The organism is Ignavibacteriota bacterium (genome assembly GCA_016716225.1).
Classification (GTDB): domain Bacteria; phylum Bacteroidota; class Ignavibacteria; order Ignavibacteriales; family Melioribacteraceae.
The window spans coordinates 1,121,859-1,134,689 of the sequence record JADJWT010000001.1 but is presented as its reverse complement, the minus strand read 5'-3'; the positions used below and the strand labels follow the sequence as shown (position 1 = coordinate 1,134,689).

Below are 12,831 nucleotides of genomic sequence, written 5' to 3'. Positions count from 1 at the left end.
TGTGATTTAAATTTCTTAAACGCTTTTTCAACTTTCGAAAATAAGTTTAAATGATTCTTAAGAAAAGAATTTTTTGTAATAATTTCTTTAAAATTATTTCATGGTTTTTTAATATATAAAACAAAATAAATTCGTATTTTCCTTTCAACAATCACAAACTTCTTAATTTTACGAGAACAATCGATGAGCATTTTATCCAAAACTAAATTTCTAATAATATATTTTATTTCATTAAGCTTATTAGTTTTTGCACAAAAACCGACAAGAACAGATGCTTTGGTTTCATTTTCAAATAACGGAGCTCCGGAAAATATAGTTTTAACTTGGAAGGGTAATACTGCAACAACGCAAGCTGTAACCTGGAGAACAGATTCTAGTGTAGATTCCGGATTTGCAGAAATTGCCTTAGCTGATGCGTCTCCAGATTTTCTTCAATCTGCAATAAAATATTTAGCAAAGACAGATACTCTCACGGCGGAAACCGGTTTGAAATATTATCACTCGGTAAATTTTGTTAATTTAACCCCAAACACTTTGTATGCTTACCGCGTTGGAAAAAATGAACATTGGAGCGAATGGTTTCACTTCAGAACTGCTTCTGCGGGCAATGAACCCTTTAGTTTTATTTACTTTGGTGATGCTCAAAACAATATTCTTTCTTTATGGTCAAGAGCAATTCGATCCGCATATTCTGAAGCGCCAAAAGCAAAGTTTATGATTCATGCTGGGGATTTAATAAATAGAGCAAACGAAGATCGTGAATGGCGTGAATGGTTTGATGCCGGCGATTGGATTCATGCAATGGTTCCGTCAATTCCTTCTCCAGGAAATCATGAATATTCAAAAGATGATTTGGGTAATAGATATTTAAGTAAATTTTGGAAGCCGCAATTTACACTTCCGGAAAATGGCATTGCCGGATTGGAAGAATCGAATTATTTTGTCGATTATCAAAATGTGAGAATTATTAGTTTAAATTCTAACGAAAAGCAAGCGGAACAAACCAAATGGCTTGATAATCTTTTGCAAAACAATACACAAAAATGGGTTGTTGTTACTTATCATCATCCATTGTATTCCGGCGGTAGCGGAAGAGACAATAAAGAACTTCGCGATTTATGGAAACCAATTTTCGATAAGCATAAGGTTGATATTGCTTTACAAGGGCACGATCATACTTACGCACGCGGAAGAAATTTATTAAGCGGTATAAATGTTAAAGATGAATCTGGTGGAACAATGTATGTGGTTTCAGTTAGCGGTCCCAAAATGTACAAAATTAATGAAGAAAGATGGATGGATCGCGCGGCTCAAAATACTCAACTATTCCAAGTTATAAGCGTTGATGGAGATAAATTAAATTACAAAGCAATTACCGTTACCGGAAAAGTCTATGATGAATTTGATTTGGTGAAACAAAAAAACAAACCGAATTTATTAATTGATAAAAATCCCGGTCCGCCCGAAAGAGATTTTAATTCTAGAGATTAATTTTAATTCCACATTTTTAACATTCAAAAAAATTCTCAAGGGTGGTTTACAAAAATCACCTTTGATTTTAGAACATTTCGAAATTAACATCCTTTAAAAATATTTTTTCTATTGACTTGTTTATTGTTTTTTATTATATAGCAATATGATATCACTTTAATATCACATTTATTTTTCTTTGGAGGAAAAATGAGCAAGGAAATTACAAAATCTGAAATGAGCGGCTGGACGATTTTATTCTCAAATATTATCCTTTCGCTTATTTCAATTGTACTTTTTATTTATGGAATTATTATGTTATCTCGCTGGCATACCGATGGCGGCGGATTTGTTTTAGCTTTAGGAATTATTCTTTTTCTACTTTCCTTTTTGCTTTACTTTGGATTTTTTACTGTTGAACCAAACGAAGCTATTGTTTTAATTCTCTTTGGTAAATATGTCGGAACCGAAAAAACTGTTGGTTTCCGCTGGGCAAATCCGTTTTATACCAAAAAGAAAATTTCTTTGCGTGTAAGAAATTTTGACAGCGAAAAATTAAAAGTGAATGATCAAAAAGGAAATCCTATTGAAATTTCTGCTGTCGTAGTTTGGAAAGTTGACGATACGGCTGAAGCTGTTTTTGAAGTTGATGATTATTTAAATTACGTACACGTTCAATCTGAATCTGCAATAAGACATTTGGCAACATCATATCCTTATGATAATTCCGAAGGTAATGAACTTAGTTTGCGTTCTTCAATCGATATTGTATCAGAACATCTGCAAAAAGAAATCCATGAAAGGGTAAGTGCCGCCGGCGTTACTGTTTTGGAAGCAAGAATTAATCATTTGGCATATTCTCCGGAAATTGCTCAAGCAATGTTACAAAGACAACAAGCAGAGGCAATTATTGCGGCACGACAAAAAATTGTTGAGGGCGCGGTAAGTATGGTTGAAATGGCTTTGGAAAGATTGAAAAAACAAAATGTTATAGATTTGGATGAAGAAAGAAAAGCCAATATGGTGAGCAATTTAATGGTGGTTTTGTGTTCGGATAGAGCAACTCAGCCCGTAATTAATACCGGATCTTTGTACTAAAATAATAGAACACTGATAACACTGAAAAATAAGATATTCACAAAAAAGTTGATCGAATTTTATAATGGCACAAAAAAAAGCAGTAATATTAAGAATTGATCCAAAACTTTGGAATGATTTAAATATTTGGGCAAAAGATGAAATTAGAAGTCTTAATGCTCAGATTGAATACGTTCTGCGCGAAGCCATAAAAAAAAGAACCGGAGAAAGTAAAAAATAGTTTGTAGGGAACGAAATTTTTCGTTCCCTACTTTATATTTTATTTCAAATTCAAAAGAGGTAATTTTCCCGGAATTGTTGGAGCACCAAGACTTTCCAATTTCCTTCCCAAATTAAAAATATCAACCTCGGAAATATTTTTTATTTTTTCATAAACATGCGGAAATTCTTCAGTTAAAACATCGTATGCAACTTTTTCTTTTTTAGTAATTGGCTCTGTTGATCTATAATGAGTATATCTTAAAACATCAAGTCTTTCATTTATTGTAACTGGAGACGGCGGATTTTCTTCAGTACTTGGGAAATTAGTTTGACGACTAAATTTTAGAGAAATATCATTTAACTCATTTTTAATTTTATCAGCTTCTTTCAGTAATTCAAAAGAGGTTCCCGGTGTTAATGAAATTGCTTGTTTCATTTTATCAACCTTGGAAATCATTTCTTTCAGAAAGTTTTCTGTTCCCGTAATTGTTCTAGAAAGTTCGTTTACTTTTTTCTGAAACGAAACCAATTCTTCTTTATCTGTAGAAATCGGGTTTTTATCAATTGGCACAACTTTAAATTCCATCGGCTCGGAAAGAATTTTTTCACCTTCTCTTGAAACAATTGAAAGTGCAACTTTATAATTTCCCGGCAGAACCAAAGTACTGCTTCTTGGTTTTGCGGTTGGATCAAATTTATCTTTTTCCGTTAATGGATTTGGACTTTCATATCTCAAATCCCAAACTTCTCTGTTGATTCCTTTTTTTGCAGATTTAGAAATTTTTCTAATTACATTATTGTTTTCATCAAAAATTGTAAAAATTAAATATGGTGATATTTCATTTTTCTCAATCAGCAGTTCGTCATTTGTAGGCTGAGGGATTTTCTTTCCGTCTTTAAATAATTCTTTCTCTTTTTCCTTACGAAATTCTTTTAAAGTTTTTGGAACCTCTTTTAAGTAATAAGTAAAAGTTGCGCCAAACTCGGGATTTTTGGCTTTGAAATATGTGGTTCCTTGTCCGTATCTTCCGCTTCCTTCTATAAACCACAAAGCATCTTTTACCGGAAACAATTTTGCTTCATTTTTAAGTGTGTTTTCATTAACATTTCTCAAAACGGAATAATTATCAAGAATGTAAAATCCTCTGCCGAATGTTGCGATAACCAAATCATTTTCTCTTTTTTGAATTGCAATATCCTTGACGGAAATTGTCGGTAAATCTCCTTTTAATTGATTCCAACTTTTTCCTCCGTCGTTTGTGAAAAAGAATCCAAATTCAGTTCCGACAAATAACAACTCCGGATTTTCAAAATCTTGCTCAATTGTTTGAACGGCTCCGTTCTGAGGAAGATTACTGCTTATTGATTTCCAAGTTTTTCCTTTATCCAAACTTTTATAAATGTATGGTTTAAAATCATCCCGCTTCGTATTATTAAATGATGCAAAGACAATGTTCTCATCAAATTTTGATGGAAGAATATCGCTCACGTATGTAAATTCCGGAACTCCCGAAACTTGAGAAGATTTTCGCCAAGTTTTTGCATCTTCCGTAATTTGAATTAATCCGTCATCAGTTCCGGTGTAAAGTAAATTTTCTTTAATTGGTGATTCGCTAAGAGAAATTATTGTTCCCCAAAGCGATGTTGATTTATCTTTTGCAACAGCATCAACGCTCCAAAATTTATCCATAACTTGCCAAGAATTTCTATCGGTTTGGGTTGTTAAATCTTCACTAATTGTTTCCCAACTATTTCCTCTGTCTTCACTTTTAAAAACTTTATTTGCTGCACAGTAAATTCTTATTGATTTGTGCGGACTTATAAATAGCGGCGTATCCCAATTCCATTTATAAGTTAATTCATCCTTTCCAGGTTCGGGTCTAATATCAACAGCTTCTTTCGTAATTTTATTATAACGAACCATGTTTCCATATTGGGCTTCTGCGTAAACCGTGTTTGGATCATTTGGATCAACGGCTGTCCAAAATCCATCGCCGCCGTTTGTAACAAACCAATCGTCATTAATAATTCCATCACTACTAATTGTTCTTGATGGTCCGCCCATACTATTATTATCTTGCGTTCCACCAAAAACATTATAAAACGGATAATCACTATCAACGTTTACTCTGTAAAATTGTGTGATTGGTAAATTTTCTTTGAAGTCAAAAGTTTTTCCATTATCAAAAGATTCGTAAATTCCGCCGTCTCCGCCAATCATAAAATGTGAATTATCATTTGGATCAATCCACATCGCATGATCGTCAACATGTCTATTTTCTATTCCAATATTCGTCCATGTTTTTCCGCCGTCAACAGTAACTTTTGAATAAACATCCATTAAATAAACTTTTTCGGGATTTATCGGATCGCAATAAATTTCATTAAAATATTGCCCCGATGAAAATTGATCACTCATTTTTTCCCAAGTTGCTCCGCGATTTGTTGATCTAAAAAATCCGCCTTTATCTTCTGCGGCTTCAATACTTAAATAAATATATTCCGGATTTGCCGGAGAAATATCAATTCCCATTCCGCCGATATCTACTTTGGGCAAACCTTCCATAATTTTTTCCCAAGTATCACCGGCGTCAACAGATTTATAAACCGCTGATTCTGGACCACCGCCTATTTTTGTAAATGTGTGTCTTCTTCGCTGTTCCGATGTTGCATACATTGTTTCGGGATTTTTCAAATCCATAATAACATTGTTAACTCCGGTGTGTTTGCTGATTTCCAAAACTTTTTTCCAAGATTTTCCGCCATCTGAAGTTTTGTATAAACCTCTTTCTCCGCCAGGTCCCCAAACAGAACCTTCCGCCGCAACAAAAACTATATTTGTGTTTCTCGGATCAATTGCAATTTGTCCAATTTGACGCGAATCTTTCAATCCCATATTTTTCCAAGATTTTCCACCATCAATAGTTTTATAAATTCCATCACCATAACCAAGCGCACGTTGGTGATTGTTCTCGCCGGTTCCAGCCCAAACTACATTTGGGTTTTCCGGATCGATTGTCAAACATCCGATAGAATATGCTCCGTATTTATCAAAAATTGGTTCAAAGGTTGTTCCCCAATTTGACGTTTTCCAAATATTTCCGCTTGCTACTGCAACATAATATTCGTTTTTATTTTTAGGATTAACTTTAATATCCGCAATTCTTCCGGAAGCAAAAGCGGGACCTATACTTCTCCACTTTAATCCGTCAAAATTTACTTTGTTTGTGTCTTTGCTTTTTTCACTTTCTTGTGCAAAAAATGTTATTGAAAAAATTAATAAAATTATAATTGTTGATGTTTTTTTATTCATGATGTATTCAAAATAAGTTAGAAAAATGGTTAATTATTTTTAACCTTTAGATGTATTAAAAATAAAAATGTTTATAAAAAAATCATACTTAAGATTGAGTAAATATTTTTGTATTTAAGATTCTTTCATAAAGTTTAATTTGAAAACATTAAAATTTTAATGGTGAATTATGATTCCTAAAAAACTTGCAATTGCTTTATACTTGTTAACACTTGTTGTTTTCTTACGATGTGATTCTTTTGCATTAAATACAATTTCTGCAGATAATCCAAATTTTCAATATACCGGAAGAATTGATTTTTCCGATTCCACAAAACCAATTATTTTTTGGCCCGGAACTTATATCCGCACAAAGTTTGATGGAAAATATTTAATGATTGTTTTGGATGATCAAACTGGCGAATCTTTTTATAATGTTTTCGTTGATGAAAATTATGATGCTCCGTTAATTATAGATTGTGAACCCGGACAAAAAAGTTATTTGGTTTCCGCAACTTTAAAAGATACGGTTCACAGTTTATTAATTTTCCGAAGAACCGAAGCATCAACCGGTCCAACAAAATTTTTGGGAATTCAAATTTTAGATAATAAAAATATTTTTCCGCCCACCGAAAGACCAAAACGAAAAATTGCATTTTACGGAAACTCAATAACTTGTGGAATGGGAAACGAAGCTGCCGACTATGCCGACGATGATAAAATGAAAGACGAAAATAATTTTACAGCATATGGCGCAATTACTTCAAGAATATTAAATGCAGATTATATGTGTACGGCAAAAAGTGGAATTGGAATAATAATTAGTTGGTTTGATTTAATTATTCCGGATTATTTTTACCGATTAAATCCCGATGACCCAAACAGTCGATGGGATTTTGAAAAATATATTCCCGATGTTGTGATTATTAATTTATTTCAAAATGATAGCTGGTTAATTAAGAATTTAAGTCCGGTTCCAGATTCTTCTCAAATTGTTCACGCGTATGAAAATTTTATTAAACAAATTAGAACTGCGCATCCAACATCTTTAATAATTTGCGCTTTAGGAAGTATGGATGCTACAAAAATCGGTTCTCCTTGGCCTGGATATATTCAGCAAGCTGTAGAAAATCTTCGATCGGAAAATGATATAAATTTGGAAACGTTCTTTTTTCCTTTTGATGAAAATTGGCAGAAACATCCGCGCGTTCGGCACCATCAAGAAATGGCAGATAGTTTATCAAAATTTATTAAACTAAAAATGAATTGGACGGATGAAGATCCAGTTAATATTGGATCAAATCAAAATCCGACAAATCCGGAAAAATTTGTACTTTACCAAAATTACCCAAATCCGTTTAATCCGGTTACCAAAATTAAATATGAAATGCCTCTTAATTCCGTAGTGAACGAAAATTTTCGTTTACTACAATTAAAGATTTATGATGCCTTGGGAAAAGAAATTTCAACATTGGTAAAACAAAATTTAAATCCAAGAAACTATGAAACTGTTTTTGATGCAAGTAGTTTATCCAGCGGAATTTATTTTTATAAATTATTTTCTGTAGATTTTTCTATCACAAAAAGTATGGTTTTACTTAAATGATTTTGATGTTTTATAAATTGTGAGCTTTAAGGTTTTATTTATTTAAACTTATTGCTTTTCTTACAAAACCATCCGCTTTTTCTAATCTTGATTTTGCTTCTTCAAAACTTACGTTTGCCAAAATCATAACCAATGCAGATTTAACATGGTAATTAGATGATTCCAAATATTTTGTTGATTCTTCATAATCCAAACCGGTAATTGTCATAACTATTCGTTTTGCCCGCTCAATCAACTTCTTATTTGTCATTTGCAAATCAATCATCATATTTTCGTATGTTTTTCCAAGCCTAATCATTGAAGTTGTGGTTAGCATATTTAAAACTAATTTTTGAGCCGTTCCACTTTTCATTCTTGTAGATCCCATAACAACTTCGGGACCAACATACGGACAAATTGCAATGTCAACTTCTTCAATATTAAAAGTTTCTCTTGGTGTACAAGTAATATAAAGCGTAGTTGCTCCCAATTCTTTTGCTTTTTTTACAGCGCCGATTACATACGGCGTTCGCCTGCTTGCCGCAATTCCGCATACGATGTCTTTTTTTGTGGCTTGTGCTAATAAAATATCTTTTGCTCCGTTTTCTTCTAAATCTTCCGCGCCTTCTTGCGCCACAAACATTGCTTCCTTTCCACCGGCAATAAATCCTTTAATTAATTCCGGATCGGTTCCGAAGGTTGGCGGACATTCTGAAGCATCAACAACGCCCAATCTTCCGCTTGTTCCCGCACCAAAATACAAAAGTCTGCCACCGTTTTTTAATGACTCAACAATTTTATCAACAGCTTTTTCAATAAATGGAAGTTCTTTTTCCACGGCTTGCGGCACTAATTTATCTTCATCGTTTATTATTTTTAAAATTTCATGGGTTGATAAAAAATCAATGTTTGTTGATTTTGGATTGCGTTGCTCGGTTGCTAAATTGCTTATTTCGTGGAAAAGTTTGGAATTGTCTAAACTCATTTTGTAATTTCCAGCAAAACAAGCTTTTTACCTTTTATATTTCGCAAATTTGTGGGTTTGTATGCAAGTTCAAAAATTGTTGATTTTTTTACATGTGGTTTATATTTAAGAATTGCCGTGTTAAATTCTTCTTCAATATCTCCACCTTTAATTGCAAAAATGTATGCTTTTTCTTTTATTAATGGAATAGAGTATCTGAATAAAATAATTAGCGGAACCGTTCCTCTGCTAATTATTAAATCGAATTTATTATTATACTGCTTTTTAAATTCCTCTTCTTCAACACGCGCGTTTTCTGCAATAACATTACTAAGTTTTAATTTATTAATAAATTCCTTTACTGCGTCTATTTTTTTTCCCGTCGAATCAGCTAAAACTCCCTTTAACATTGGCTTTGCAATCGCAAGTGGAATTCCCGGAAATCCGCCGCCGGTTCCAATATCTAAAAAATTACTAACATTTTCCGGAAGATATTCTGTTACAAACCATGAAATAAAAATATGATTTTCGATTATATTTTCTTCATCTTTTCTAGAAACCAAATTTAACTCTTGGTTTTTCTTAACCACCAGCTCTGCAAAGTGAGCAAGTCTTTCAATTTGATAATCGCTTACGGTAAGCTGGTTTTCCAAAAAAAGAGTTTTTAGTTCTTTTGTGTAATCCTTTCTTGTTTTCAAGCAACACCTAAAATTTTAGCTTTTTAAATATACTAATAAAACAGAAATATCTGAAGGTGAGACTCCCGAAATTCTTGATGCCTGCCCCAAAGACCTTGGTTTTATTTTGTGTAATTTTTCTTTTCCTTCGGTTGAAATTGTTTTAAGTTTTAAGTAATCGAATTCGTGTGGAATTTTTAAATTCTCCAACTTTTCCATTTTCGAAATTAAGTCATGTTGTCTCTGAATATATCCTTCATACTTTAATTCTATCTCAATTTGTGTTAATGTATCTTCATTTTCCAACAACGCATTAACAAATGGAAATTTTTCAGCATCAACAAGTAAAAGTAATTCTTTTAAATTTAATTCTGGTCGTTTAACAAGTTTGTTTAATGTTTCTCCGTTTTCCAATAGTGTAGAATTTTTGTCTTTTAAAAGTTCATTTGCGGAACCCGGTGTAAATTTAATTTCTGTTGCCATTTCAATTGTTTTAGAAATTAAGATTTCTTTTCTCTCCAATTCCTTAAGAAATACGTCTTCAACCAAACCAATTTTGTTACCATATCTTAAAAGTCTTCTATCCGAATTATCTTGACGTAACAGCAATCTGTGTTCAGCTCTTGATGTAAACATTCGATATGGTTCATTTGTTGACTTTCCAACCAAATCATCAATTAAAACTCCAATATAGGATTCGCTTCTTTTTAGAATTAGTTCTTGCCTTTTTTGGATTTTTAAGGCTGCATTAATTCCGGCAATTAATCCTTGTGCGGCCGCTTCTTCATATCCGGAGGTTCCGTTTATTTGTCCGGCAAAATATAATCCCTCAATTAATTTTGTCTCAAGCGTTAAATCAACTTGATACGGTGGAAAATAATCATATTCAACCGCATAAGCCGGTCTAACCATTTCGGCATTTTCCAATCCCACAATTGAATGTAACGCCTCTAACTGAATTTCTGCTGGAAGAGATGACGAAAAACCGTTCAAGTAAACAAGCGGATCGTTTAATCCTTCCGGCTCAATAAATAATTGATGTCGTGGTTTGTCTGCAAAACGCACAATTTTATCTTCAATAGATGGACAATATCTTGGTCCAACTCCACTTATTAGTCCGGTAAAAAGTGGTGACCTATCAAATCCTTTTTCTAAAATTTTATGAACTTTTTCATCTGTATATGTAATATGGCAACTAACTTGCGGAAGCATGGGAAAATTTCTTCTATCTGTTCTCATAGAAAATGGTTCGGGTTTTTCGTCTCCAGGTTGTTCTTCAAGAATTCCAAAATTAATTGAACTTGCTAAAATTCTCGGTGGTGTTCCGGTTTTTAACCTATCTGATTTGAACCCTAAAGAATTTAAATTTTCTGTTAATCCTGTTGATGATTTTTCTCCGTATCTTCCGCCAATTGTTGCGTTAAAACCGGTATGCATTTTACCATTTAAAAAAGTTCCAGCTGAAACAATAACAGCTTTACATTTTATTTCAATTCCCTTTAGAGTTTTAACGCCAACCACTTTTTTGCTTTCAACTAAAACCTCAACAACGGAATCCTCAATAATTTCCAAATTCCCCACTGAATCAACAATCTTTACCGCTTCTTCGGAATACAGTTTTCTGTCTGATTGACAACGTCCAGCCCAAATTGCCGGACCTTTCGATTTATTTAAAGTTCTGAATTGAATTCCGGATCTATCGGCAATAATTCCCATTACACCGCCAAGAGCATCGATTTCGTGCACAAGATGACCTTTTGCGCTTCCGCCGATTGCAGGATTACACGACATTCTTCCCAACGCATTTTTTTCCATTGTAATCAAAGCAACTGAGTTTCCCATTTTAGCTGGAGCTACTGCGGCTTCAATTCCAGCATGACCCCCACCGACAACAACAATATCAAATTCTTTCATATATTTCTTTCATTATAAATTCCGAATTTAAAATTCAGATTTTAGATTTGAATGCGATATTTATATTTAAAAAGTTTCACGTGAAACGAATTTTAAAATTTGCTGTTTTTGTTTCACGTGGAACGTTTCAAATAAAAGTTATTTTCCAATACAAAATTTTGAAAAAATATTATTTAAAATATCTTCAGATGTAACCTTTCCAATTATTTCACCAAGTGTGTTTTCAGCGTTTCTCAGGTCAACCGAAATAAACTCTCCGCTTAATTTTTCATCTATAGAATCAATGGATTTAAGCAAATGCTCTTTTGTTCTTTCTAAAGCTGTTTTGTGTCGGAGGTTTGAAACAATTGCATTTTTCTCGCTGAATGTTTCAGATCCAAAACTTTTTTCTTTTAGTATTGACAAGAATTTTTCTATTCCTTCACCGGTCTTTGCAGAAATTCCTATTTGTTCGTTGTCTTCAACTTTTTCACTTAGATCAATTTTGTTCAACACAAAAATTATTTTTTCTTCTGTGGTAATTGATAAAAGTTCGTTATACAAATCTTTTGGAAATTCTGAATTTACGTCGGAAATTAATACAACTAAATCTGCATTCAAAACGGCATTTCTGCTTCGCGAAACTCCTTCTTTTTCTATTTCGTCTTCAGAAGTTCTTATTCCAGCTGTGTCATAAAGTCTAAATAAAATTCCGTCGATTGAAACCTCTTCGCGAATTACGTCTCTTGTTGTTCCTGGAATGTGACTTACAATTGCGCGCGATTCTTTTACAAGATAATTCAACAAAGAGGATTTTCCAACATTTGGCTTTCCAACAAAAACCACGTTTACTCCATCAACCAAAATCTTTCCGAATTTGTAACTATCAATAAGTTTTTCAATTTCGTAAACAATGTTTTTTATTTCTTTCTTAACATTATCAAACGAAACAAACTCAATGTCTTCTTCTGCAAAATCTAATTCAAGTTCTATTAACGAAGATGTATTAACCAAACTTTGTCGTAAACCATCAATTTTCTGCGAAAGCAATCCATCAAATTGATTACGTGCACCTTTTAAAGATGCGTTTGTTCTAGAATTTATAATATCAATTACTGCTTCAGCTTGCGATAAATCTATCCTTCCATTTAAAAAGGCTCGTTTTGTAAATTCACCGGGTTCTGCAAGTCTTACGTTTTCTTTAATCAGTCTTTCCAAAATTTTGTTTGTTACAAGCGGACTTCCGTGTGTGCTAATTTCAACTGAATTTTCTCCAGTGTAGGAATGGGGATTTTTAAACACCGAAACCAAAACATCGTCTATTACTTCATTGTTATTATCAATAATTTTTCCGTATTGAATTGTGTGTGATTTTGCTTTTTCTAATTTCAGGTTACCAATAAAAATTTTATCGACAGAAGATATGCTTTCTGGACCGCTAACTCGAATAATCGAAATTGCTCCGGTTCCAATTGGTGTTGCAATTGCGGCAATTGTCTCTTCATTAGAAATTAACATATTTTCTCGCAACCAAATCTTCTACAAAAGTTATTTAAACAAGGAAGTAAACTTAACATTAATTTTTAAGAATAACAATTGCCCATATCTTCTAACTTATTATATTTAAGTGAGTTACAGACATTGTTGTCTT

9 protein-coding genes are annotated in these 12,831 nt (G+C 32.9%); 4 read left to right on the top strand and 5 right to left on the bottom strand.

Features of this window, described 5'->3' with window-relative positions; genetic code table 11:
• Window positions 1-183: 183 nt before the first annotated feature.
• The 3 genes from IPM32_04860 to IPM32_04850 all read left to right on the top strand — a co-directional run bounded on the left by IPM32_04860 (window position 184) and on the right by IPM32_04850 (window position 2,788).
• Entirely contained in the window at window positions 184-1,491 is a 1,308-nt protein-coding gene (locus IPM32_04860; protein MBK8944586.1) for a metallophosphoesterase family protein, read from the top strand.
• A 216-nt stretch (window positions 1,492-1,707) separates the two neighbouring features.
• The gene (locus tag IPM32_04855) at window positions 1,708-2,568 is read left to right on the top strand and encodes an SPFH domain-containing protein (protein MBK8944585.1); all 861 of its coding nucleotides are present in this window, start codon (window positions 1,708-1,710) and stop codon (window positions 2,566-2,568) included.
• A 64-nt stretch (window positions 2,569-2,632) separates the two neighbouring features.
• Window positions 2,633-2,788 carry an Arc family DNA binding domain-containing protein gene (locus tag IPM32_04850; GenBank protein ID MBK8944584.1) on the top strand — a complete coding sequence of 52 codons (156 nt, stop codon included), beginning with the start codon at window positions 2,633-2,635 and terminating at the stop codon, window positions 2,786-2,788.
• Window positions 2,789-2,827: 39 nt separating this feature from the next.
• On the opposite strand, the gene IPM32_04845 is transcribed toward IPM32_04850, so the two are convergent.
• A complete protein-coding gene (locus IPM32_04845) occupies window positions 2,828-6,082 on the bottom strand; it encodes a glycosyl hydrolase (protein MBK8944583.1) in 3,255 nt (1,084 codons plus the stop codon).
• 169 nt (window positions 6,083-6,251) lie between these two features.
• Here IPM32_04845 and IPM32_04840 point away from each other — a divergent pair, with 169 nt between their 5' ends.
• Complete coding sequence (locus IPM32_04840) at window positions 6,252-7,667, top strand: T9SS type A sorting domain-containing protein (GenBank protein MBK8944582.1); 1,416 nt, start codon at window positions 6,252-6,254, stop codon at window positions 7,665-7,667.
• Between the two features lie 34 nt (window positions 7,668-7,701).
• On the opposite strand, the gene murQ is transcribed toward IPM32_04840, so the two are convergent.
• From murQ to mnmE, 4 genes are all read right to left on the bottom strand, one after another.
• Window positions 7,702-8,631 (bottom strand): N-acetylmuramic acid 6-phosphate etherase, encoded by a 930-nt coding sequence (gene murQ, locus IPM32_04835; GenBank protein ID MBK8944581.1) that lies wholly within the window; start codon window positions 8,629-8,631, stop codon window positions 7,702-7,704.
• On the bottom strand, window positions 8,628-9,308 hold the full coding sequence (rsmG, locus tag IPM32_04830) for a 16S rRNA (guanine(527)-N(7))-methyltransferase RsmG (protein MBK8944580.1): 681 nt from the start codon (window positions 9,306-9,308) through the stop codon (window positions 8,628-8,630). Before rsmG ends, murQ begins: the two co-directional genes overlap by 4 nt.
• A 15-nt stretch (window positions 9,309-9,323) precedes the next feature.
• Complete coding sequence (gene mnmG, locus IPM32_04825; GenBank protein ID MBK8944579.1) at window positions 9,324-11,201, bottom strand: tRNA uridine-5-carboxymethylaminomethyl(34) synthesis enzyme MnmG; 1,878 nt, start codon at window positions 11,199-11,201, stop codon at window positions 9,324-9,326.
• Window positions 11,202-11,339: 138 nt separating this feature from the next.
• Window positions 11,340-12,698, bottom strand: a complete 1,359-nt coding sequence (gene mnmE, locus IPM32_04820) for a tRNA uridine-5-carboxymethylaminomethyl(34) synthesis GTPase MnmE (protein ID MBK8944578.1) — start codon at window positions 12,696-12,698, stop codon at window positions 11,340-11,342.
• Window positions 12,699-12,831 lie beyond the last annotated feature (133 nt).

Coding starts and splice junctions, on each gene's coding strand:
- IPM32_04860 (MBK8944586.1), top strand. CDS start 184: ATGAGCATTTTATCCAAAACTAAATTTCTAATAATATATTTTATTTCA.
- IPM32_04855 (MBK8944585.1), top strand. CDS start 1,708: ATGAGCGGCTGGACGATTTTATTCTCAAATATTATCCTTTCGCTTATT.
- IPM32_04850 (MBK8944584.1), top strand. CDS start 2,633: ATGGCACAAAAAAAAGCAGTAATATTAAGAATTGATCCAAAACTTTGG.
- IPM32_04845 (MBK8944583.1), bottom strand. CDS start 6,082: ATGAATAAAAAAACATCAACAATTATAATTTTATTAATTTTTTCAATA.
- IPM32_04840 (MBK8944582.1), top strand. CDS start 6,252: ATGATTCCTAAAAAACTTGCAATTGCTTTATACTTGTTAACACTTGTT.
- murQ (MBK8944581.1), bottom strand. CDS start 8,631: ATGAGTTTAGACAATTCCAAACTTTTCCACGAAATAAGCAATTTAGCA.
- mnmG (MBK8944579.1), bottom strand. CDS start 11,201: ATGAAAGAATTTGATATTGTTGTTGTCGGTGGGGGTCATGCTGGAATT.
- mnmE (MBK8944578.1), bottom strand. CDS start 12,698: ATGTTAATTTCTAATGAAGAGACAATTGCCGCAATTGCAACACCAATT.